Below are 22,998 nucleotides of genomic sequence, written 5' to 3' on the forward strand. Positions count from 1 at the left end.
GTTGTCAGGTCCGGAGTTCGGCCAACGCTATCCTGGCGACGATAAAATCCGACTCGGCATTCCTGCTATCGCCGTCGCTGAGGAACCAGGCGGCGGAGAGGCCGGCATAGGCGACGATCCATTGCAGCATCCGCTTCGGTTCCAGTCTTGCTTCGGTGCAGACGATCGGCAATTGCCGCTGCAGGCGACCGGGAGCGGTGACGATGGGGAGTTCCGGATTGCAGAAGGTATTGGCGAAATCGTAACCGCGTTCGCCATGAACACGCTTCGGGTCGATGGCGAGCCAGCCGCGAGGACCGAAATCCATGATATTCTCGTGGTGGATGTCGCCGTGCAGCACGGTGAGATCGCGTTGATCGGCAAGCAGGTGACGGGCAATCTCGGCGCAGGTGGCAAGAAGACCGCCATGGGCACGGGCCGCCGGCTCCAACTCGCGGAACCAGAGATCCAGCGGGACAAGATCCGGCAACGGTGTCGCGCGCGGTGCGTGAAGCTTTGCGGCCGTGCGGCAGATGATCCGGCTTGCTTCGTCATCACCGCCTTCCATTGCCATCGTCAGCAGCGAGCCCGGTCCGGTCGACCGTTCCAAAAGCGCAGCGTCGCTGTCGTGTTCATAGACATGCGCGGCGCCGTCGCCGTCCCACCAGCGCAGGACCTGGCTGCCGAGCTTCTCGTCAATATCGAGGGCGACCTTCAGCATGGCGGGCAGGCCGCGCCAGAGGACCGGCAGGAGATGGCTGGAACGGGTGATGATCGCGTTGCCATCCGGCGTGAGCGACCAACGGTTGAGATAGGGATCAAACATACGGGTACTCTAACGGCTGTCGCCAAAAAGAAAATCCCGCCTCGCAGCGGGATTTTCCGTCATGATCGGAGCGGCGGAAGTTAAGCCACTTCGTCCAGCGTCGGGTAGTCGGCGTAGCCGTTTGCGCCGCCGCCATAGAGCGTTGCCTGGTTCAGCGCGGTGAGGGAGGCGTTTTCCTTCAGCCGGCGAACGAGGTCCGGGTTGGAGATGAACGGCTTGCCGAAGGCAACGACGTCGGCCTTGCCGCTTTCGACCGCTTCGATCGCCATGTCGCGATTGTAGCCGTTGTTGAGCATCCAGGCAGACTTGCCGCCTGCAGCCTTATAGGCAGCGTGCAGCGCGTCATAGTCGAAGGGCAGGAAGTCGCGCGCGCCGCCGGTCTGGCCTTCGACGATGTGGACATAGGCGAGACCATATTTCGCCAGACCTTCGACGACGTAGGTAAAGAGGGCCTGCGGGTGAGGATCGCTGGAATCGCCCGACGGCGTTACCGGCGAGACGCGGATCGCAGTGCGTCCGGCGCCGACTTCCTTGGTCACGGCATCCACGACTTCGAAGAGGAAACGGGCGCGGTTTTCGATCGAGCCGCCATACTGGTCGGTACGATCGTTCACATCGGCGCGCAGGAACTGGTCGATGAGATAGCCGTTGGCGCCGTGGATTTCGACACCGTCAAAACCGGCTTCGATCGCGGCGCGGGCGGCCTTGCGATAATCCTCGATGATTCCCGGAATTTCCGAGGTCTCAAGGGCGCGGGGTTCGGAGACATCGGTAAATCCGTCGCTACCGTCGCTGTTGACCAGATAGGTCTTGGCATTGTTGGCGCGCTTGGAGGTGGAGGAGACGGGCTTGCCGCCGTTCGGCTGCAGCGTCGTATGGGAGATACGGCCGACGTGCCACATCTGCACGACGATCTTGCCGCCGTTTGCATGCACGGCGTCGGTCACTTTCTTCCAGCCGTCGAGGGCTTCCCGGGTGTAGAGACCGGGCACGTCGGCATAACCCTGGCCCTGATGGGTGATGGCGGTCGCTTCGGTGATGATGAGGCCGGCTGTGGCGCGCTGGGCGTAGTATTTGACGTTCAAATCGTTCGGCACCGCATTCGGAGAACGATTGCGCGTTAGCGGCGCCATGACGATGCGGTTGGCGAGGGAGATATCGCCAAGCTTAGTCGGTTCAAAGAGTTTGGCCATGGGAGGTCCTTTCTTGTTGTCCGGGGTGAAGTGTTGAAAGAAAAGCTTAGGAGGAGGCGGGTGCGGCGCTCTTCGCTCTGACCGTCGCGAAGATCAACGCCACGGTGGCAAGGCCGAGGAGAGCCATCGCGGCACCGGCCAGCGGCACATGCGACAGCGAGAAGCCGGTATCGATGACGACGCCACCGACCCAAGCCCCGAGTGCATTGCCGGTATTGAAGGCGCCGATATTGATGGTCGACACCAGGTTCGGCGCATCCTTGCCGAAACCGACGACGTTGATCTGCAGCGCCGGCACTGCGGCGAAGTTTGCCGCAGCCCAGAGGAAGAGGGTGATCTCGGCTGGGACGAAGGAATGGCTGGTGATGCTGAATATGGCCGAGGTCAGCGCGATTGCCGCGAAGGTGCTGGCAAGCGTGGTGCCCAGACGCCAGTCCGCAAGCTTGCCGCCGATGAGATTGCCGATGGTCAGGCCGATGCCCATCCATAGCAGCGTCAAAGATACCCATCGCGGCGAAACGCCGGTGATTTGGCGCAGCAGCGGCGCAATATACGTGAACAGGGTGAACATGGCTGCGGCGAAAAACACCGTTGTCAGCAGCGACAGCCATAGGCCGAGACCGCGTAGCGCCAAGAGTTCGCGGGCAAGACTGTCCTGGCGGACTTCTTCTCCTTTTGGCAGGACAAGCACCAGGCCGATAAGCGAGGCGACGCCCAGCAGGGTGATTATCCAGAAGGGCGCATGCCAGCCGAAAGCGTGGCCCAATGCGGTGCCGAGCGGCACACCGAGCACATTGGCAAGCGTCAGACCGGTGAACATCAATGCGAGGGCGCGAGCCTTGCGGTCCTCAGTGACGAGGCTTGCGGCGACAACCGAACCGATGCCGAAGAAGGCACCATGACAAAGCGCGGTGACGATGCGGGCGATCATCAGGACCCAATAGCCGGGTGCGATGGCACAGAGCAGGTTGCCGAGGATGAAGAAGCCCATCAACATGATCAACGTTGAGCGGCGGCGCAGATGCGCCGTGGCGATGGCCATGATCGGCGCACCGATCGCCACCGCCAGCGCATAGCCGGTCACCAGCCAGCCGGCTTGCGGGATGCTGATGGACAGATCAGTGGCAACTTCGGGCAGCAGGCCCATGATGACGAATTCAGTCGTTCCGATGGCAAAGGAGCTCAACGCCAGGACAAGGAGGGCGAGCGGCATCTCAAAGTTCCTTCTGAAGAGTGGCAAGGAATTCGGCGATGGTTTCTTCGTTGCGCTTATAAAAAATCCACTGGCCGAGGCGCTTGGTGGTCACCAAGCCAGCGCGATGCAATGTGCCGAGATGGGCGGAAACGGTGGATTGCGATAGGCCGCAGCGCTCGAACTGGCTGGCGCAGACACCCAGCTCCAGCGGATGTTCCTGGGTCGGAAAATGGGCGTGCGGATCTTTGAGCTGATTGAGGATTTCGAGCCTGGCGGGATGGGCCAAGGCCTTTAGTATCTCAGTTCTATCCATGACGTCACCGGCTGAATATCGAAAATTAACGATTCATGTATCGTCGATTTTCGATATATCAAGATGCGGCGCAGCAAATTATTTTATGCAATGCGCTTCGTGGGCATGCTTAGAATTTGGGCAAAAAAAGAGGGCCACCGGAATAACCAGGGCCCTATAGGTGTGAAGGTCAAAAACCTCCAGAGGGGAACAGCTGCTGCGGTGGAACTGGGAGGAAAAGCCACCATGTGCATCAGCTATGTGCGGTATGATGCTAATTTGTGCAGTGCGCAATGCTTTTTTGTGCATGGCAGTTATGCGTTTGCGGCCTCTGCTGAAAAAGGGCAAAAAAAAGGGCCACCGGTAACAACCAGGGCCCTATAGGTATGAAGGTTAAAAACCTCCAGAGGGGAACAGCCAATGCGGTGGAACTGGGAGGAAAAGCCACCATATGCATCAGCTATGTGCGATATGGTAGTTAATTGGGCAGGCTTCAACTCTGTTTTGTGCATATCAGCCATGCGTCATACGCGTGACAGATATATTACGGCAAAAAACGCTTGTAACACAGAGTCTTAGCTCAACTAAAAGTTCCAGTTCCGTGCCTTGGCGACGATGAAATCCCGAAAAACCTTGAGCTTGGCGGCGTTTTTCATTTCGTCGGGATAGCAGAAATAGGTGTCGAAGGACGGCACGTCGGCATTGATCGCAAGCTGAATAAGGCCCGGATCGCGGCCGACGATGTAGTCCGGCAGTACGGCGATGCCGATACCGAGCAGGCAGGCGCGCTTGATCGACGTCTGGCTGTTGATCTGCAGATGTGGAACGCGCTTGTTGTCCGACGAGCGGCCGGCAATCTCCAGCCAATTGACGTCGAGCAAATAGTTCGGCGCCGGTTCGCCGAAACTGATGATGCGATGCTCGTCCAGAGCCTCCACCGACTGCGGTTCGCCATAGCGGTTGATGTAGGAGGGGGCGGCGTAGACATGCATATGGACGGTGAAGAGCTTGCGCTGGATCAAGTCCGATTGCTGCGGCTGGCGCAGTCGGATGGCGCAGTCCGCATGGCGCATGTTCACGTCCAGCTCCTCATTGTCGAGGATGAGCTGGATCGACATGTCGGGATAAAGCTGTAGGAATTCCTGGATCTTGTCGGTCAGCCAGCCCTGGCCGAGGCCGACGGTCGTCGTCACGCGCAGCTTGCCGCTCGGCTTATCGGTCGTTTCGGTCAATTGCATCTTGACCGTTTCGAGCTTCAAGAGAACGTCATGCGCGGTGCGATACAGCAATTCGCCCTGTTCGGTCAGGATCAGGCCGCGTGCGTGGCGGTGGAACAGCTTGATGCCGACGTCCTGCTCGAGCGCGCTGACCTGGCGGCTGATGGCGGATTGGGACAGATGCAATTTATCCGCCGCGTGCGTGAACGAGCCCGCTTCGGCAGCCGCGTGAAAGATACGCAGCTTGTCCCAATCCAATGGCATGCCGTTTCCCCTCATCGGCTGCATCACTCCGCAGCTACGGCGACGGGCATATGCCCGGTCAAGTAGCGTTCCGCCTCAAGCGCCGCCATGCAGCCCATCCCTGCTGCCGTGATCGCCTGCCGGAACGTATCGTCGGTCACATCACCGGCGGCATAGATGCCTTCGACGTTGGTCGCAGTCGAATCGGGTGCAGTCCAGAGATAGCCATTGTCCTTGAGCTTCAATTTGCCCTTGAAGAGTTCCGTTGCCGGTGCGTGGCCGATGGCGACAAACACGCCGTCTATCGTTACGTCGGTGACGACGCCCGTGCGGGTGTCGCGCAGGCGTGCGCCGGAAACCGACGGCGGCATCGGCGGCTTGGCCGGCGTGCCGGTGATTTCGGCAACCTCGGTATTCCAGAGAACCTTGACGTTTGCCTTGGCGAACAGGCGCTCCTGCAGGATCTTTTCGGCGCGGAACGAATCGCGGCGATGCACGACGGTGACCGACTTGGCGATATTGGAGAGATAGAGCGCTTCCTCGACGGCGCTGTTGCCGCCGCCGACCACGATCACATCCTTATTACGATAGAAGAAGCCGTCGCAGGTGGCGCAGGCGGAAACGCCAAAGCCCTGGAAATGCTGTTCGCTCTCGATGCCCAGCCATTTGGCCTTGGCGCCGGTCGCGATGATCAGCGTGTCGGCGGTCCAGACCTGACCGCTGTCGGTGCGCGCGACAAAGGGGCGCTTGGTGGTATCGACTTCGGTGACGAGATCGTTGACGATTTCCGCGCCGACATGCTGGGCCTGCAGCAGCATCTGTTCCATCAGCCACGGGCCCTGGATCGGATCGGCAAAGCCCGGATAGTTTTCGACATCCGTGGTGATCATAAGCTGGCCGCCCTGTTCGAGGCCGGCGATCAGAACCGGCTTCAGCATGGCTCTCGCGGCATAAACGGCGGCCGTATAGCCGGCGGGGCCGGAACCGATGATGAGCACCTTGGTATGGCGGGCAGGCATGTGTAGTCCTTTCAATCTAAGCGCTTCGGGAAGCCGCGGCTTCAAACGGGCAAAAGCAGGCGATTTCACGATCCGCCGCCTCATTTATGATTGTCGCATGCATTTATTCAAGGGCAGCCTTGCATTACTAACAGAGCAAATCTGCTTTGTGTAAGATTCGGTCACGCGCGGGAAACTTTCTTGCGTATTTTCGCGCTTTATATAGAAGCTGCCGGTTGGGAATTAAAGAAAGGCAAGAAAAGTGCTGCGGGCTGAACTCGACGCCATCGATATCAAGATCTTGCGGGAACTCCAGCGCGACGGGCGCATGACCAATGTCGAACTCGCCGATCGCGTCGGCATCTCCGCGCCGCCCTGTCTGCGCCGGGTGCGCAAGCTGGAGGAGGCCGGCGTCATCGAGGGCTACCATGCGATGCTGAACAGCCCAAAGCTCGGCTTCGATCTCGTTGCCTTCTGCATGGTCGGTCTCAAGCATCAGTCGGAGGCCAATCTCAAAGCCTTCGCCGCTGTGACAGCCGAGTGGCCGCTCGTGCGGCAGGCATGGATGGTTTCCGGCGACAGCGATTTCCTGCTGCATTGCGTCGCCGAAAACCTCACCCGGTTCCAGGATTTCGTCATCGAGGTGCTGACGGCGAACGAGCATGTCGATACGGTGCGCACCATGCTGACCATCCGGCAGGTGAAGAAACTCGGGCTGGTGGAGCTCTAGGATATGGCGGACCGCCCCTGGCACCGATCGTTGATCAAGACGGGTGCGCGCTTGCTGCTCGGCGGTTCGCGCGCCCATGCGCAGGACTGGTTTCCAGGGCTCAACATCGTGCGGGCAAACGGGGTAGGCGAGGTCTATTACCGACGTGCCAAGGTCGCGGCCCTTTCTCCCATCGACCGGCTGCGCAAACAGTCCGGTCAAATCATCCATATCGTCGGCTCCGGCCCATCGATCCGCGACTGCGATCTGACCGGACTTGAGAAGGGCAGCGCGATCCTGCTGAACGGCGCTATCGGGTTGATCGATGAGCAGATTGCCGCGCCGCTTGCCATCGCCGTTGAGGACGAGCGTTTCGTCTGGCGGCATTCCGAGATGATGCGGCGCAGGATCACGTCCGATACGATTTGCCTGTTTTCGGTCGCCGTGCTGCGGGCGATCTCGGAATTTGACAGCCGTTGGCTGGCGGATAAGACGATCATCCTGATCGACGATATCCGCAAGCCTTACGGCGTGCGCCGCCGCTCCATCGATGACATCAGAAGGCTCGATTTCGTGCGGCTCAACGCAACGGGCTCCGCCGGATTTTCCTTCGCGCCGGATCGCGGTGTTTTCCAGGGTGGCTCGGTCGCGGTATCGGCGCTGCAGTTCGCGCTTTATTGCTCGCCCCGAACGATCGGCTTTCTCGGTATCGATATTTCCAATGCCGGTGAGCCCCGGTTTTATGAGACCAGCGACGAGACCGCCTTTTCTGGCATTGCCCAGGCCGAAGACCGCATTCTTGAGCATTTTGTTCTGGCAAAGGAAATCGCGTCGGAGCGAGGCGTGACGTTTGTCAATTATTCGCCGGTTTCGGCGCTATTGAAGCACGGATTTGGCTACGATGCGCGGTTTGCCGCGGTATCGACGATCTGAGTTGCGGGGAACGGACGCATGGGTTGGTTGAAGCCCAAGATATCGGATGCGAAGCGGCTTACAATCGATCCGCCGAAGCCGCAGGCGGGCCGACACGGCATCGCGATTGCCGTTTGCGTCAAGGATGAGGCGCGCTATATCGAGGAATGGATACGCTTCCACCAAGCTGTCGGCATTCGTCACTTCTATATCTATGACAATGGCTCGACGGACGAGACCCTCGCTATTCTACGTGGCCTCCTCGATGCCGACACGCTGACGATCATCCCTTGGATCGGACGTATGACCGATGCAACCACGGGGGCGCCCCTGAACGGTCAGGTCATCGTCTTCGCCCACGCCATCCTCAATTTCGGCGGCGCATATCGCTGGATGGCCTTCATCGATGTCGACGAATTCCTGTTGCCGAAGGAAGGGCGAACGGTCGAGGAGGCGCTAGCGGCAGTCGGCGATTTTCCAAATGTCTCGTTGCCATGGCATATGTTCGCGACGAGCGGTCACGAGAAGCGGCCCGACGGTCCGCTGGCGCTGAACTACACGATGCGCGGTGCCGATCCGATGACGAACAAGGAAAATGTCAGCAATTTCAAATGCATCGTTGATCCCTGCGAGGTGACGGAAGTCACGGTGCATCAGTTTCAGACGCGATCATTCGGCGATCTGACGGCGAATGATGCCGGAAAGCGTTTCACGCGCCGCGCACGGAAATCGCCGGATTTCTATTCGAACCGGTTCCTGCAACTCAATCACTACTACACCAAATCCCGTGAAGAGCTGATGGCCAAGCTGGCGCGCGGATGGACCTACGATGCCTCGCCGACCAAGTACCGGGACAAGGTCTTGTCGATCGTCAAAAGCATTGAGAAAGATCTGGTCGAGGACCGGGCGATGATCGATTTCGTCGAGCGCAACCGCATCGATCTCGGCCAATAGGCCCTCGCTTCAGCGGGCGCCGCCGAGCAATTGCCGATAGATGTCGCCGATCGCTGTCGCTTCCTTTTCCAAGGCGAACTCGCTACGTACGTGACGCACTGCGTTTTCCCCTTGGCTGAGCGCTTCTTCGGGATTGGCGAGATAGAAGTCGATCGCTTTCGTCAGCGCTTCGCCATCGCCGGCGGGTACGATCGCGCCGGTTTCTCCGGGTACGATCAATTCGGCATAAGCGCCCGCGTCGGAGGCGACGACGGCGGTGCGTGAGGCCATGGCCTCCAGCGGCGTCAGGCCGAAGCCTTCATTGCGGGAAGGGGCGACATACAGCGTCGCGCGTCGATACCAGGGCCTGATATCGTCGACTTCACCGAGAAAGCGGATGCGATCGGTGAGGCCGGCGGCGGCTACCATCTTCACCAATTCGTCGCCGAAGCCGCGATGCTCCGCAGTTACCCGGCCACAGACGACGGCGGTCCAGTCCGGATAGCGCGGCAGAAGCTCGATCATCGCCTTGACGAAGAGATCCGTCCCCTTCTGGTGGCGAACGCGGCCGAAGCAGCCGATCAGATAGGTGCCGGGCAGACCGGTGGAGGCCATGCGATCATGCGGCACTTCCGGCGGATGAAACATCTTCAGGTCGATGCCGTGCTGGATGACCGTGTGCGGCACCTGCAAAAAGCTGCCGGAGCGCGCGCTGGTGGCGATCACGGCGTCCATGCGGCGGATCAGCCAGCGCGTGTAGGCAGTGTGCCGGCGCTGAGCTGCCGAGGTGAAGACCAGCTTCAGCGGCATGCGCAGCACGGAGCGCAACAACAGCCCGACCAGCATCTCGTTGTTGCGGCGGGCATGCCAGACACGAACACGGTGGCGGCGCGGCTTCATCCAGAGGCCGGGTATCCGCGCCCAGCCAAGCTTCGGCAGGTCTTCCGGCAGCCCTGGCCCGAGCGTGGCGATATGGCAGCCGAGTTCGAGCTGTTTCGGGATCAATTGCACGATCGTCGAGGTAACGCCGGAGAGCCGGCGTTTGAAGTTCGTCGCGATGACCTCGATTTCGCTGAGATCGCTTGAATGCGATGCGTCGCGATCGCGCACGGGCGATCAACCCCAGGAGACGGAGAGGATTTCGTAGGCCTTGGCGCCGCCGGGCGCGTTAACCTCGATCGAATCGCCAACCTCCTTACCGATCAGCGCACGGGCGATCGGGGAGGAGATGGAGATGCGGCCGGCCTTCACATCGGCTTCCTGGTCGCCGACGATCTGGTAGATCTTCTCTTCTTCGGTGTCCTCGTCGACGAGCTTCACCTTGGCGCCGAACTTGATCTTCGAACCGGACATCTTGGTGAGGTCGATGACTTCGGCGCGCGCCGTCAGGTCTTCAAGCTCGGTGATGCGGCCCTCGTTGTGGCTTTGGGCCTCCTTGGCGGCATGGTACTCGGCATTTTCGGAGAGGTCGCCATGGGCGCGGGCTTCCGAAATTGCCTCGATGATTCGCGGGCGCTCTTCCTGCTGACGCCAGCGCAGTTCTTCCTGCAGCTTGACGAACCCGTTCTGCGTCATCGGTACCTTTTCAACCATTTTTCTTGTCCTTCACTCCCTGCGTTGCTCTGTCGCAGACACAAAAAGAAAACAGGTCCCGAAGCGGTACTTCGGAACCATACAGAGCCATTATTCTGTCATCTATAGCAGATTGCGAAGGCCGATTTCCAGAAAATTCGGTGACTTATGGCAAGGCTGGTCTTGGCCGATACTTGCGGAAGCCTGATTTCAGGCACCCATCGACCGGCAGTTTGGCGGCGACGGACGACGCCAACCGCAGCCGTGGATTTAGGTTGTACCGTTGGAAATAATAGGCGGTTGTCCCAACGCCTGGCTCGGCGCGGCAGTCTTTCTTGAAGCTAAAGCCATAGCGTGCGTCTCCTCACTGACGAGGGGAGCGTGCGTTAAACAAAGATGACGAAGCCGTTATTCTGGCTCCGTCATCCCGAGCAGTTCTCAGAAATAATTCTGCAGAGGCCGGACTTCGAGGTTGCCGGCCTTCAGTGCCTTGATCGCCATGGCGGCGGCTTCCGCACCGGCCATGGTGGTGTAATAGGGCACCTTCTGCATCAGCGTCGCGCGGCGAAGCGACTTCGAGTCCGAGATCGCCTTGTTGCTGTCGGTCGTGTTGATGACGAGCTGGACCTGGCGGTTGCGGATGGCATCCTCGATATGCGGACGGCCTTCCAGAACCTTGTTGATCTTCGTCGCCTCGATGCCGTTTTCGGCCAGGTAACGCTGCGTGCCGCCGGTTGCGAGCACCTTGAAGCCCAGCTCGGTCAACATGCGGATGGCTGGCAGGACACGCGGCTTGTCGTCGTCGCGGACAGAAACGAAGACCGTTCCGTCGCGCGGCAACTCGACACCGGCGCCAAGCTGCGACTTGGCGAAAGCCAGCGCGAAATCCGTATCCAGGCCGATGACTTCGCCGGTCGAGCGCATTTCCGGGCCCAGCAGGGTGTCGACGCCCGGGAAGCGGGCAAAGGGGAAGACGGCTTCCTTGACGGCGATGTGCTTCAGCTTGCGCGGATCGGGCTTTTCGCCATAGGCGGCGAAGGTCGCATCCAGCTTTTCGCCGGCCATGACGCGGGCGGCGATCTTGGCGATCGGCGCGCCGATGGTCTTGGCGACGAAAGGCACGGTGCGCGAAGCGCGCGGGTTGACTTCGAGTACGTAGACGGTGTCGTCCTTGATGGCGAACTGCACGTTCATCAAGCCGCCGACGTTCAGCGCCTTGGCCATGGCCTTCGCCTGGCGCTCCAGCTCATCAATCATGGCGGGTGACAGTGTGCGCGGCGGCAGCGAGCAGGCCGAGTCGCCGGAGTGAATGCCGGCCTCTTCGATATGCTCCATGATCCCGGCAATGTAGGCGTCGGTGCCGTCGGAGAGGCAGTCGACGTCGACTTCGATGGCGTTGGTGAGATAACTGTCGAACAGCAGCGGGTTCTTGCCAAGCAGGGTGTTGATCTGGCCGGTCTTGTCGTTCGGATAGCGCGCCTTGATATCTTCCGGCACCAGTTCCGGCACGGTGTCGAGAAGATAGGTCTGCAGCATGCTTTCGGAATGAATGATCTGCATGGCGCGGCCGCCGAGCACGTAGGACGGGCGCACAACGAGCGGGAAGCCGATTTCGCCGGCAACGAGGCGAGCCTGCTCGACGGAATAGGCTATGCCATTGTTCGGCTGGTTGAGATCGAGCTTCATCAGCAGCTTCTGGAAGCGGTCGCGGTCTTCGGCAAGGTCGATCGCGTCCGGCGCGGTGCCGAGGATCGGGATGCCGTTCTTTTCCAGCGCTTCGGCGAGCTTCAGCGGCGTCTGGCCGCCGAACTGGACGATGACGCCGACCAGCTCGCCATTCTCCTGTTCCGCCTTGAGGATCTCGATCACGTCTTCGGCGGTCAGCGGCTCGAAATAGAGCCGGTCCGAAGTATCGTAGTCGGTCGAGACGGTTTCCGGGTTGCAATTGATCATGATCGCTTCATAGCCGGCATCCTTCAGGGCGAAGGCGGCGTGGCAGCAGCAATAGTCGAATTCGATCCCCTGGCCGATGCGGTTCGGACCGCCGCCGAGGATGACGACCTTCTTGCGATCGGAAACCTGCGCTTCCGTGCGGGCAGCACCGACGAAGGGCGTCTCATAGGTCGAATACATATAAGCGGTCGGCGAGGCGAACTCGGCGGCGCAGGTGTCGATGCGCTTGAAGACCGGACGGACGTTCAAGCCGTTGCGCAGTTCGGCAACTTCCTTCGGGCGTTTGCCTGTCAGCGTGGCGAGGCGCGCATCCGAGAAGCCCATGGCCTTCAGCATGCGCAGGTTGGCAGCATCTTCCGGCAGGCCATGTTCGCGGATGCGGGCTTCCATGTCGACGATCGCCTTGAATTGGGCGATGAACCACGGGTCGATCTTGCAACCTTCATGCACCTCTTCGGGCGACATGCCGAGGCGCAGTGCCTGGGCGACCATGCGAAGGCGGTCGGGAGTGGGGGTGCCGATGGCGGCGCGGATGGCGTTCTGGCTGCCTTCGCCCTCTTCGGTGCCGGGAATTTCGATCTCATCGAGACCGGTGAGGCCTGTTTCCAGGCCGCGAAGCGCCTTCTGCAGCGATTCCGCGAAGGTGCGGCCGATCGCCATGACTTCGCCGACCGATTTCATCGCGGTGGTCAGCACCGGCGAGGCACCGGGGAATTTCTCGAAGGCGAAGCGCGGAATTTTCGTGACGACGTAATCGATCGAGGGTTCGAAGGATGCCGGCGTCGCGCCGCCGGTGATGTCGTTTTCAAGTTCGTCCAGCGTATAGCCGATCGCCAGCTTGGCCGCGACCTTGGCGATCGGGAAACCGGTGGCTTTCGAGGCGAGGGCGGAGGAGCGCGACACGCGCGGGTTCATTTCGATGACGACGAGGCGGCCATCCTTCGGATTGACTGCGAACTGCACGTTCGAGCCGCCGGTCTCGACGCCGATCTCGCGCAGCACCGCGATCGAGGCGTTGCGCATGATCTGGTATTCTTTGTCCGTCAGCGTCAGTGCCGGAGCGACGGTGATCGAATCGCCGGTATGAACGCCCATCGGGTCGATGTTTTCGATCGAGCAGATGATGATGCAGTTGTCCGCCTTGTCGCGGACCACTTCCATCTCGAATTCTTTCCATCCGAGCACCGATTCTTCGATCAGCACTTCCGTGGTCGGCGAAGCATCGAGACCACCGCCGACGATCTCGAAGAATTCCGAGCGGTTATAGGCAATGCCGCCGCCGGTGCCGCCGAGGGTGAAGGAAGGGCGGATGATGGCGGGCAGGCCGACATGATCAAGCGCCTGGGCGGCGACCGCCATGGCGTGGTTCATATAGCGCTGCTTGCGGTCGCTTTCGCCGAGGTTCCACTGGTTTTCCAGCTCGTCCAGCGCTTTGTCGAGCTCACCGCCGGAAAGCTGCGCCTTCAGCTTGGTGCGCTCAGCCTCATGCGTCTTGCGGTCAGCATCCTTGATGTCGGTGGCATTCGCCAGCATCGAGCGCGGGGTTTCGAGGCCGATGCGGGCCATGGCTTCGCGGAAGAGGGCGCGGTCTTCGGCCATATCGATGGCGGCGGGCTTGGCGCCGATCATCTCGACATTGTAGCGGTCGAGCACGCCCATGCGCTTCAGCGAAAGCGCCGTATTGAGCGCCGTCTGGCCGCCCATGGTCGGCAGCAGCGCATCCGGGCGCTCCTTGGCGATGATCTTGGCAACCACTTCCGGCGTGATCGGCTCGACATAGGTCGCGTCCGCCAGGCCCGGATCGGTCATGATCGTTGCCGGGTTGGAGTTGACGAGGATGACGCGGTAGCCTTCCTCCCTAAGCGCCTTGCAGGCCTGTGTGCCGGAATAATCGAACTCACAAGCCTGGCCAATGACAATCGGTCCTGCGCCGATAATGAGGATCGATTTGATATCTTGGCGCTTCGGCATGGGCTCACATCCGTTTTTTTGTTGCGCGAAAAACCGGCCAGGGTGGGAGATCACCGGCCGGGGCGCATGGGCATGTCTTTTCAGGCTAGAAGCGGCTTATAGGCAAATGTATTTGTAAACGGAACCCCATAAATCGCGGAATCGACAGGAATCGCGAGGAGAGGGTCGTTGCAGTGTTTGGCGCTATCGATGCGGGTCTTAACCGCCGGAACTCCGTCGCCCTCGCGAATATCCATCAATCCAATATATAGTGTGGCACAAAGCGCGAGGTGTCGCGTGTGACCGGCGTGTCGTCTTCGCGGATGCCGATGCCGGCCGGTTGTCCGGCGATGATCCAGGAGCCGATGACGGTCCAGTCGTCGCCGAAGCGGGGAAGGAGCCGCAGCGCCTGCCTGATATAGCCTTCCGCGCCATAGGGGCCGTCGACCCGATAATTGCCTCCATCCGCCTGATGGTTGACCAGCGTTACATTCGCGCCCTCGCGGGAGAGCAGCGGCTTGCGGACATATGTCTCGCCAAGGGTTTCGGCGCGGGGATCGTCATCGAAATAGGCGGGAAGCAGATTTTCATGATTGGGGAACATGTCCCATAGAACCGGCAACAGTCCCTTGTTCGAAAGCGTCAATTTCCACAGGGGCTCGATCACCCTGGTCGGCGTCGCCGGCAGATGGCGACCGAAGGGCTCGCGCACCATGTCTTCCAGCGGATAAAGCTTGAACAGGCAATCGACGCGCCGATCCTGCAAGTCGGTCAGCCAATGTTTGGCATCGACGCCGATATCGGCCATGCCGAGCAGCGTCGTCTCGCACCCTGCCTGGGCGGCGCAGTCGACGAGGTAGTTCAGTGTCACCAAATCCTCTTCCGATTCCAGAACGCCGGCGAAATGCATTCGTCTGGATGGGCCGGCGAGAAACCGCAGGGCATCGATCAGTCGCTCATGGATCGAGTTGAATTGGTCGGCGGTCCGCGGGATTTCCCCGCGCGCCTTCATGTCCTCCAGCCATTGCCACTGGAAGACGGCGCTTTCGAACAGGCTCGTGGGGGTATCGGCATTGAATTCCAAAAGTTTCGCTGGTCCGTCGCCGCCGTAAGCGAGGTCGAAGCGGCCATAGAGATCGTGCTCCCGGTTGCGCCACGACCGGACGACTGCGTCGTGATATTCCGGCGGGATCGCCATGCGGGACATCAGACCGGCATCGGCAACGATCCGGTCGACCGCGCCGTAGCACATTTGCAAGAGCGTGGCGGACGGGTCCTCGAGCCTGGTTTCGATCTCGTCCAGTGTGAAGACGTAGGCATGGCGCTCGTCCCAATAGCGCTCGCCGTACATGGAGTGGATGGAAAAGCCGCAGGCCTCGGCATCGGCCTGCCAATCTGGTCTTTCGCTGACGACCACACGTTTCATTGACGGATTTCCTCAACTCGAAAGGTGAAAACCGCGGAAGCCCCAGCCGCCGCGTTCCGCCGTTGTCGTCGAACTGGCCGAACGTTCAGAAAACCAGCGTCCGGATCCACCGCCGCCGCCCCCGCCACCGCCGGATGACGAAGAATAGGAGGGCTGGGTGTCGTCATCCTTCTTTCTCGGCGCATAATCGCGATTTGTGATCGGCGTGCTGTTGGCGAGGCTTCGCCCGGCGGCGGTTCTGAAATCGCTACTGCCGCGCGGTTGGTATAGTGCATTGGCATTGTAGGTCTGTGCGGTGTTGCCGACGACGTAGCCGGCCATGAAAGGAATAAAATGGCCCAAGCCGGCACGGTGAGCGTCTGTCGTAGGCTGGCAATCGTTGACGCCATAGTCCTTTTCACATGCGGCGGCCGTCTCGTAGGCCGGCGCATTCTGAAGACGCTCTTTTTCCGCTGCGGCAAAATCGGATCGACATCTCTCCGCCGTAAAGATGTCGTCGGCGATGCAGGCATCGACGTCCTTGTAAATCTTGGCGGTGTTACTGTCCTTCTGGCCACAGCCCGTCAGCGCCGCCGTTCCCATCAGCAGCAGTGACACACTCATCGATCGTTTCATCAAACCCTCGGCGCATAGCGCATATGTTCACGCGCCTTTACACTTCAATTATGACGTGCATGTACTTACTCAACCGCAATGTACCGCGAAACGCGGAATTGCGGTTGTCCACATGGTTATAAAATGCAACGTAAAGAATATTGGCGCGTCCAAAGACGTAGGTGGGCGCCTGAGATATTTAAAGAATATCCGCCCAGTTTTTGTTGCTGTCTAAGGCCCGAAAGACACGATGGTGAAAATTTTCTTTCCGCTTTTCATAATTTAAAGTGGCACGATATATCTCAGAATGCGTTAGAGTCTTTTGTTAGGGACCTGCATCGCCGGGAGGTGCAATATGGATTGGAAGGGGCGTCGGCAATCCGACAATATCGAGGATGAGCGTGGCTCATCGCCGATGAGCGGCGGCACGGGTGGCGGCGGCTTCCGATTCCCCGGCGGAGGTATCGGCGGCGGCGGTTTGAGTTTCCGCACCATTATCGTACTCGTCGTGATTTTCCTGATCCTGAGGGCGATGGGCGTCGACGTTATCGGCCTGCTACAGCAAAGCGGCATGTTGGAAGGTGGTGGATCTGGTTACGAGCAGAGCGATTCCCGTGGCGGCAATGCTCCGCCCGCCAATGACGAGATGAAGCAGTTCGTCGCAACGGTGCTCGCCGACACAGAAGACACCTGGACCGGCATCTTCAAGTCGATGGGCCAGACCTATACGGATCCGAAGCTGGTGCTGTTCTCCGGCAGTTTCCCCTCGGCTTGCGGGCAAGCTTCGGCGGCCACCGGCCCCTTCTATTGCCCGAGCGATCAGAAGGTCTATCTCGACATGGCCTTCTTCAAGCAGATGAAGGACCAGTTCGGCGCAGCCGGCGATTTCGCCCAGGCCTATGTCATTGCGCATGAAGTCGGCCATCATGTTCAGGACCAGCTCGGCATTCTGCCGAAGTTCAATCAGGCCCGCCAAACCATGAGCGAGGCAGATGCCAACAAGTTGTCAGTGCGGATCGAGCTTCAAGCCGATTGCCTTGCCGGCATCTGGGGCAAGTTCACGCAGCAGAAAGGCATTCTGCAGGAAGGCGACCTCGAAGAGGCGCTGAATGCCGCGCAGCAGATCGGCGACGATACGCTGCAGAAGCGCAGCCAGGGTTATGTTGTTCCGGATAGTTTCAACCACGGCACCTCGGCCCAGCGTGTGAAATGGTTCAAGCAGGGCTTCGACTCCGGCAAGCTCAGCAACTGCGATACGCTGAACAATCCGGTTTAAACGGAAATACCTTCTCCCGGCGGGGAGAAGGTGACGTTTCCTACTTCTCGCTATCCATATGCGCCAACTGCGCTTCCGGATAGCGACCGCCGGCGGCGGCGTCCTTCGGGACTGCGCGTTCGATCGCTGAGAAATCCGCTTCGGACAATTGGACGGATAACGAGCCGAGAGCCTCGGTCAGGCGATCGCGGCGGCGGGCACCAATGAGCGGGATGATGTCCGCGCCTTGGGCGTCGACCCAGGCGATGGCGATCTGGGCGACGCTAACGCCCTTGGCATCTGCGATCTGGCGCAGTGCTTCCACCAATTCCAGGTTCTTATCGACATTGCCCGCCTGGAAGCGCGGGCTCAAGGCGCGGAAGTCGCCTTTCTGCACCGCATCCTTCTGCCAGTGACCGCTGATCAGGCCGCGGGAGAGGACGCCGTAGGCGGTGATGCCGATGCCGAGTTCGCGGCAGGTGGGCAGGATCTGATCCTCGATGCCGCGCGAGATCAGCGAATATTCGATTTGCAGATCTGCGATCGGATGCACGGCCGCAGCACGGCGGATCGTATCGGCGCCGACCTCGGAGAGGCCGATATGCCTGATATAACCGGCCTTGATCAGATCGGCCATGGCGCCGACCTGCTCTTCGATCGGGACGTTCGGATCGAGGCGGGCAGGGCGGTAGATATCGATATGGTCAACGCCGAGGCGCTGCAGCGTATAGGCGAGAAAGTTGCGGATTGCGGCCGGACGGGCATCATAACCCAACCAGGCACCGGCGGGATCGCGCAAGGCGCCGAACTTGACGCTGAGCAGGAAATTGTCGCGCTTCAGACCTTTGATCGCTTCGCCGATCAACATTTCATTGTGGCCCATCCCATAGAAATCGCCGGTATCGAGTAGGTTGATGCCGGCGTCGAGGGCGGCGTGGATGGTGGCAATGCTCTCGGCGCGATCGGATGGTCCGTACATGCCGTACATGCCCATGCAGCCGAGGCCGATGGCGGACACTTCGGGGCCGGTCTTACCCAATTGACGCATCTGCATTTCAGGTCTCCTTCATCAGCGGCGCTCCAAGGGCGTCTTCGAGATTGGTTTTACTGCATTGGCTGTTGTGCGATAATCCGTGTAAATCGAAACAGGTTGTTTGGAATTTTGCATAATGAACGATTTGCCGCTTGCCGATCTCGATGCCTTTGCCGCTGTCACGCGCGAACGCAGTTTTCGTGAGGCGGCGCGGAAACGCCGTGTCTCCGCATCATCATTGAGCGAGGCGCTGCGGCGGCTCGAGGAGCGGCTCGGCGTGCGTCTGCTCAACCGTACCACCCGCAGCGTCACACCAACAGAGGCCGGCGAACGGCTCATCGAGCGGCTGGGACCGGCGATGGGCGAGATCGCCACCGCGCTTGACGATATCAACACATTTCGTGACAGTCCTGGCGGCACTCTGCGGCTCAATGTGCCGACCGTGGCAGCCATGGTCATCATGCCGGGCATCATCAACCGTTTCCTGAAAGCCTATCCGGGTATCTCGGTAGAAATCGTCGCCGAGGACAGTTTTATCGACGTGCTGGCGGCGGGCTATGATGCCGGTATTCGTTACGATGAGCGGCTGGAGCGCGACATGATCGCCGTTCCGATCGGGCCACGGGAGCAATGCTATGTCACCGCCGCGTCGCCGGCCTACCTTGCGGCAAATGGTACGCCCCAGCACCCGCGCGACATTCTCGACCATCGCTGTATCCGCCACCGTTTCCTCGGCAGCTCTGCCTTTCCCTGGGAGTTTGAAAGGAAGGACGAGAGGATCGTCATTTCGCCGCCCATGGTTCTCGCCACCAATTCCGTCGATATCGAGCGCAACGCCGCCTTGGAGGGACTTGGTATCATCCGAACCTTCAGGGAGTTCGTCGCGCCGCAGATTGCAAGCGGTGACCTCATACCGATTCTCGAAGACTGGGATACTGCTTTTCCCGGGCCATTTCTCTATTATGCCAGCCGCCGCCATATGCCGGCACCGCTTCGAGCCTTCGTCGATTTTCTCAAATTGGAGCAGCGGCGGATGAACGAGGGGTAGGGCGTCATCCTCATGTCAAAGATCAAAAAAATCGGTCGGTGAATCAGGAAGATTGAAGCGTTCACGCATTGTTTCCGGCAAAATCTTTAGGTAAGGGGGACGCTGCGGTTTTTCGTTCACGTTCTGTCTCTTCATGGAGATGGGGCCACCAATAGGCAAACTCCATGATCGATCAGAAATTCGTCCGTCGCGGCCTTTTCCTCGTCTTCGTCACCCTCTTCCTCGACGTCATCGGCATCGCCATCATCATGCCGGTCATGCCGAAATATCTGGAGGAACTGACGGGCGCTTCAGTCAGCGAGGCGGCAACCGATGCCGGCTGGCTATTGCTTGCCTATGCGGCCATGCAATTCCTGTTTTCGCCGCTGATCGGCAATTTGAGCGATCGTTTCGGTCGCCGCCCGATCTTGCTTGCCTCCGTGTTGACCTTCGCGATCGACAATTTCATCTGCGCCATTGCCGGCAGCTACTGGATATTGTTCGCCGGTCGCATCCTGGCCGGTGTCAGCGGAGCGAGTTTCTCGACATGCTCCGCCTATATCGCCGACATCAGCAATGACGAGAACCGGGCTAAGAATTTCGGCCTGATCGGCATGGCCTTCGGCGTGGGTTTTGTCCTTGGACCTGTGATCGGCGGTTTCCTTGGGGAATTCGGCCCGCGCGCGCCCTTTTACGGTGCAGCGGCGGTGGCCTTCATAAACTTTATCGGTGCCTATTTCCTCCTGCCGGAAACGCTGGAAGCGAGGAACCGCCGCCGTTTCGAATTTTGGCGCGCCAGTCCGCTCGGCGCATTGCGGCAAGTGGGCCGCTATCAGGGCCTTGGCTGGGTCTTCGTTGTCATGTTCTTCAACTGGCTGGCGCATGGCGTGTTTCCGGCGGTCTGGTCCTTCGTCAGCTCCTATCGTTATGAATGGACCTCGTTGGAAATCGGCCTTTCGCTCGGCACCTACGGCATCGGCATGGCGCTGGTGATGGGGCTGGCTCTGCCTCGCATCGTTTCGGTGCTCGGCGAATGGAAGACTGTGGTGTTCGGGCTTACCTTTTCCGGCATCGGCTTGCTGGGATATGCTTTCGCCTGGCAGGGCTGGATGGTCTATGCCGTGATCGTCGTCACCGTGATCGAAAACGTCTCGGACGCGCCGCTGCGCTCCATTGCGGCAAGCAAGGTGCCACCATCGGCGCAGGGCGAACTGCAAGGCGCTCTCGGCAGCTTGACCAGCATCACCGCCATCATAGGGCCGGTGCTGTTTCCCTACCTGTTCCGTTATTTTACCGACCCGTCCGCGCCCGTCGTTTTCGCCGGCGCCCCGTTCATCATGTCGGCGATCCTGATTGCAGCTGCGGTGATCGTCTTTGTCGCCAAGGTGCAGAAGAGTGAACCGAAAGCCGCGGCAGAGCCGGCTGTTCAGGAAGTGGCCTAAATATTCATCAGATATTTTGATGATACGATGAATTCTTCAGCATCGAGGCCCTGCCGGCTGGCTTTTCACGCAAAGTTGCGCTAAGCCGACGATCTTGCGCACCCTTGGGTAGGTGGTCTGCGCGTTCTTAAACCGAGTTTTCGAGATGGATATGCCGGTAGCTGCGCGCCCCTTCGCGCACGACAACAATAATTCGTGGTTTGCGCATCTCCGCGCCACCCTGGCGCTCGGCATCCCGCTGATCGGCGCGCAACTGGCGCAGCTTGGCATCAATACGACGGATGTGATGATCATCGGTCGTCTCGGTGCCGAGCAATTGGCCGCCATGGTTCTTGCCGGCCAGTTCCTGTTTACGATTCTGCTTTTCGGTTCCGGTTTTGCCATTGCCGTCGTGCCGTTGGTGGCGCAGGCCTATGGTCAGGGTGATGTCACCTCGGTTCGGCGGGCGCTGCGCATGGGCCTCTGGGCCGTTACCGTCTATTGGCTGATTGCGCAGCCGGCCTTTCTTTATTCCGAACAGATCCTATTGGCCGCCGGACAGAAGCCCGACGTGGCGAAGCTTGCCAGCGATTATATCGCCATCGGCCATTTCGCGGTGCTGCCGGGCTTGCTCTACAACGTCATCCGGGCCCTGGTCAGCGCCATGGGTCGGGCAGGCGTCATCCTTTATGTCACCCTCACTATGCTGGTGATGAACGCCGTGCTTGCCTATTGCCTGGTGCTCGGCCATTTCGGCATGCCGGCGCTCGGGCTGCGTGGTGCTGCCATGGTATCCGTTGCAGTGCAGACGGCGGGCTTTCTGTTCATCGTCGGCTATGTGCAGAGCCGCCAGGACACACGACGCTATGAAATCTTCGTCCGTCTTTGGCGGCCGGATTGGCATGCGTTGTGGGAAGTCGTTCGCCTTGGTTTTCCGATCAGCATCACGGTTTTGGCTGAAGTCAGCCTGTTCACGGCCGCTTCGCTGCTGATGGGTCAAATCGGCACGATCGAGCTTGCCGCGCATGGTATCGCACTGCAATGGGCGTCGATCGCCTTCATGATCCCGCTCGGCCTCAGCCAGGCGGCGACCGTGCGGGTCGGTGTCGCGCATGGACAGGGCGATCACTTCGGGCTGAAGCGGGCAGCCATCGTGGTGCTCATCGTTTCGAGTTGTATTGCGTTCTGCGGCAGCATCCTGTTCGCGACAGCGCCATCCTGGCTCGGAAGCTGGTTCCTTGACGTCAAGTCGGTCGATGCGCCGCAGGTGCTTGCCTATGCGGCGCCGCTGATCGTCGTGGCTGGCCTGTTCCAACTCGTCGACGGCCTGCAGGTGGTCGCCAGTGGTCTGCTGCGTGGCCTGAAGGATGCGCGCGTGCCGATGATCATGGCGCTGATCGCCTATTGGCCGATCGGTTTCTTCCTGGCCTGGCTGCTGGCCTTCCCGCTTGGCTTCGGCGGGATCGGCATCTGGATCGGCTTTTTGCTCGGCCTTGGCTCGGCCGCGACCATGCTCTGCGCGCGATTCTATATCCTGATGCGCTCCGAGAAATTGGCCGGCTGAAGCCCGGCCAATTTTGATATCTGGCGACGAGACTGCTGACAAAAATTGACAGCATGTTCGTCTATAGTCATCTCATACCAACGACGGGAGATGACCATGACATTCAAAGCAAGCGATCATATTGATGCCGCGCTTTTCCCGCGGGAAGATTCCTCTGATCAGGGCAAGATGGTTCGCCTCTTCCCGCACGCCAATGCGTCCGGCCGGCGGCCCGAGCCTGTGCAGAAATCCTATTGGCTGGCCGTTGCCAGCGCGGAACATGTTCGCCATGGGAAAGAGCAGGGCTTCATGCAGGTTTGCCACGGCAAACCGGGGCCGCTGAAGCGCATCAAGCCCGGTGACGGTATCATCTATTATTCTCCATCGATAACGATGGGAGGCAAGGACGGTTTCCAGAGCTTCACGGCCATTGGCTATGTCCGTGAGGGCGAGCCGTATCCGGCGCAGATGGATTGTGGAAAGGCCTATCGCCGCGATGTCGACTGGCTCGATGCGCCCGAACAGCCGCTCCGTCCATTGCTGGGCTGGCTGGATTTTACCCAAGACAAGAACTGGGGCTACAAACTGAGGTTCGGGCTTGTTGCCTTTGGCGCGTCCGATTTTGAATTCCTGCAGGAGATCATGACGAGCGAGTTGGAAGTCGTGAAGCAGCGTCGCCTGCAGGCGTAAGCCGATGTGAAGACATATTCCTCCCAAGTCGACACAC

At 59.9% G+C, this 22,998-nt stretch carries 20 protein-coding genes; 8 read left to right on the plus strand and 12 right to left on the minus strand.

The window, feature by feature from the left end; genetic code table 11:
* Positions 1-4: 4 nt before the first annotated feature.
* From PH547_RS07300 to trxB, 6 genes are all read right to left on the minus strand, one after another.
* Complete coding sequence (locus PH547_RS07300) at positions 5-805, minus strand: aminoglycoside phosphotransferase family protein (RefSeq protein WP_104823713.1); 801 nt, start codon at positions 803-805, stop codon at positions 5-7.
* An 80-nt stretch (positions 806-885) separates the two neighbouring features.
* Entirely contained in the window at positions 886-1,998 is a 1,113-nt protein-coding gene (locus PH547_RS07305) for an alkene reductase (RefSeq protein ID WP_104823712.1), read from the minus strand.
* A gap of 46 nt (positions 1,999-2,044) precedes the next feature.
* On the minus strand, positions 2,045-3,211 hold the full coding sequence (locus PH547_RS07310) for an MFS transporter (protein ID WP_260303065.1): 1,167 nt from the start codon (positions 3,209-3,211) through the stop codon (positions 2,045-2,047).
* 1 nt (position 3,212) lies between these two features.
* Positions 3,213-3,506 (minus strand): ArsR/SmtB family transcription factor, encoded by a 294-nt coding sequence (locus PH547_RS07315; protein WP_104823710.1) that lies wholly within the window; start codon positions 3,504-3,506, stop codon positions 3,213-3,215.
* A gap of 563 nt (positions 3,507-4,069) precedes the next feature.
* Positions 4,070-4,966, minus strand: coding sequence for a LysR family transcriptional regulator VtlR (locus PH547_RS07320; RefSeq protein ID WP_104823709.1), 897 nt, complete (start codon positions 4,964-4,966; stop codon positions 4,070-4,072).
* 23 nt (positions 4,967-4,989) lie between these two features.
* A complete protein-coding gene (trxB, locus tag PH547_RS07325; protein ID WP_104823708.1) occupies positions 4,990-5,964 on the minus strand; it encodes a thioredoxin-disulfide reductase in 975 nt (324 codons plus the stop codon).
* A gap of 241 nt (positions 5,965-6,205) precedes the next feature.
* Between trxB and PH547_RS07330 the strand changes: the two genes are divergently transcribed.
* From PH547_RS07330 to PH547_RS07340, 3 genes are read left to right on the plus strand one after another with little or no spacing between them, the layout of a single operon-like run.
* The gene (locus PH547_RS07330) at positions 6,206-6,673 is read left to right on the plus strand and encodes an Lrp/AsnC family transcriptional regulator (protein WP_104823707.1); all 468 of its coding nucleotides are present in this window, start codon (positions 6,206-6,208) and stop codon (positions 6,671-6,673) included.
* Positions 6,674-6,676: 3 nt separating this feature from the next.
* Positions 6,677-7,585, plus strand: a complete 909-nt coding sequence (locus PH547_RS07335) for a glycosyl transferase (protein ID WP_104823706.1) — start codon at positions 6,677-6,679, stop codon at positions 7,583-7,585.
* An 18-nt stretch (positions 7,586-7,603) separates the two neighbouring features.
* Positions 7,604-8,518, plus strand: coding sequence for a glycosyltransferase family 92 protein (locus PH547_RS07340; RefSeq protein ID WP_104823705.1), 915 nt, complete (start codon positions 7,604-7,606; stop codon positions 8,516-8,518).
* A 9-nt stretch (positions 8,519-8,527) separates the two neighbouring features.
* Here PH547_RS07340 and PH547_RS07345 read toward each other — a convergent pair whose 3' ends face one another.
* The 5 genes from PH547_RS07345 to PH547_RS07365 form a co-directional block, all read right to left on the minus strand.
* On the minus strand, positions 8,528-9,607 hold the full coding sequence (locus PH547_RS07345; RefSeq protein WP_104823704.1) for a glycosyltransferase family 4 protein: 1,080 nt from the start codon (positions 9,605-9,607) through the stop codon (positions 8,528-8,530).
* A 6-nt stretch (positions 9,608-9,613) separates the two neighbouring features.
* A complete protein-coding gene (greA, locus tag PH547_RS07350; RefSeq protein WP_028751624.1) occupies positions 9,614-10,090 on the minus strand; it encodes a transcription elongation factor GreA in 477 nt (158 codons plus the stop codon).
* A gap of 417 nt (positions 10,091-10,507) precedes the next feature.
* Entirely contained in the window at positions 10,508-13,993 is a 3,486-nt protein-coding gene (gene carB, locus PH547_RS07355; protein ID WP_104823703.1) for a carbamoyl-phosphate synthase large subunit, read from the minus strand.
* A gap of 235 nt (positions 13,994-14,228) precedes the next feature.
* Complete coding sequence (locus PH547_RS07360; protein WP_104823702.1) at positions 14,229-15,398, minus strand: glutathionylspermidine synthase family protein; 1,170 nt, start codon at positions 15,396-15,398, stop codon at positions 14,229-14,231.
* A 12-nt stretch (positions 15,399-15,410) separates the two neighbouring features.
* Positions 15,411-16,001, minus strand: a complete 591-nt coding sequence (locus tag PH547_RS07365) for a DUF1190 domain-containing protein (protein WP_158704479.1) — start codon at positions 15,999-16,001, stop codon at positions 15,411-15,413.
* Between the two features lie 346 nt (positions 16,002-16,347).
* On the opposite strand from PH547_RS07365, the gene ypfJ reads away from it, so the two are divergent.
* Positions 16,348-17,268 (plus strand): KPN_02809 family neutral zinc metallopeptidase, encoded by a 921-nt coding sequence (ypfJ, locus tag PH547_RS07370; RefSeq protein ID WP_104823700.1) that lies wholly within the window; start codon positions 16,348-16,350, stop codon positions 17,266-17,268.
* A 40-nt stretch (positions 17,269-17,308) separates the two neighbouring features.
* Here ypfJ and PH547_RS07375 read toward each other — a convergent pair whose 3' ends face one another.
* Positions 17,309-18,301, minus strand: coding sequence for an aldo/keto reductase (locus tag PH547_RS07375; protein ID WP_104823699.1), 993 nt, complete (start codon positions 18,299-18,301; stop codon positions 17,309-17,311).
* Positions 18,302-18,416: 115 nt separating this feature from the next.
* Here PH547_RS07375 and PH547_RS07380 point away from each other — a divergent pair, with 115 nt between their 5' ends.
* The 4 genes from PH547_RS07380 to PH547_RS07395 all read left to right on the plus strand — a co-directional run bounded on the left by PH547_RS07380 (position 18,417) and on the right by PH547_RS07395 (position 22,961).
* Positions 18,417-19,328 (plus strand): LysR family transcriptional regulator, encoded by a 912-nt coding sequence (locus PH547_RS07380; protein WP_104823698.1) that lies wholly within the window; start codon positions 18,417-18,419, stop codon positions 19,326-19,328.
* A gap of 164 nt (positions 19,329-19,492) precedes the next feature.
* Complete coding sequence (locus tag PH547_RS07385) at positions 19,493-20,749, plus strand: TCR/Tet family MFS transporter (protein ID WP_285167875.1); 1,257 nt, start codon at positions 19,493-19,495, stop codon at positions 20,747-20,749.
* Between the two features lie 145 nt (positions 20,750-20,894).
* A complete protein-coding gene (locus tag PH547_RS07390) occupies positions 20,895-22,292 on the plus strand; it encodes an MATE family efflux transporter (RefSeq protein ID WP_104823696.1) in 1,398 nt (465 codons plus the stop codon).
* Between the two features lie 96 nt (positions 22,293-22,388).
* Positions 22,389-22,961 (plus strand): EVE domain-containing protein, encoded by a 573-nt coding sequence (locus tag PH547_RS07395; RefSeq protein ID WP_104823695.1) that lies wholly within the window; start codon positions 22,389-22,391, stop codon positions 22,959-22,961.
* The last annotated feature ends 37 nt before the right edge of the window (positions 22,962-22,998 follow it).

This window comes from Rhizobium cerradonense (assembly GCF_030182455.1).
Classification (GTDB): Bacteria; Pseudomonadota; Alphaproteobacteria; order Rhizobiales; family Rhizobiaceae; genus Rhizobium.